Source organism: Geitlerinema sp. PCC 9228 (genome assembly GCF_001870905.1).
Taxonomy (GTDB): Bacteria; Cyanobacteriota; Cyanobacteriia; order Cyanobacteriales; family PCC-9228; genus PCC-9228.
Genome location: NZ_LNDC01000130.1, coordinates 9,422 through 9,657 on the forward strand (window position 1 = coordinate 9,422; position 236 = coordinate 9,657).

At 48.3% G+C, this 236-nt stretch carries 1 protein-coding gene; it reads left to right on the top strand.

The features are described from left to right. Positions 1–236: tetratricopeptide repeat protein (locus AS151_RS20845; RefSeq protein WP_139240659.1), on the top strand; the 236-nt coding region annotated here is incomplete at both ends.

Below are 236 nucleotides of genomic sequence, written 5' to 3' on the forward strand. Positions count from 1 at the left end.
ACGACGATGCCGAACCTCTCTATCTTAAAGCTATTCAAATCCGAGAACAATCCCTACCTCCCTCCCATCCTGACCTTGCTACCAACTACAACAATCTCGCAGGGTTGTACCAAGACCAAGGCAAACTCGACGATGCCGAACCTCTCTATCTTAAAGCTATTCAAATCCGAGAACAATCCCTACCTCCCTCCCATCCTGACCTCGCTACCAACTACAACAATCTCGCAGAGTTGTAC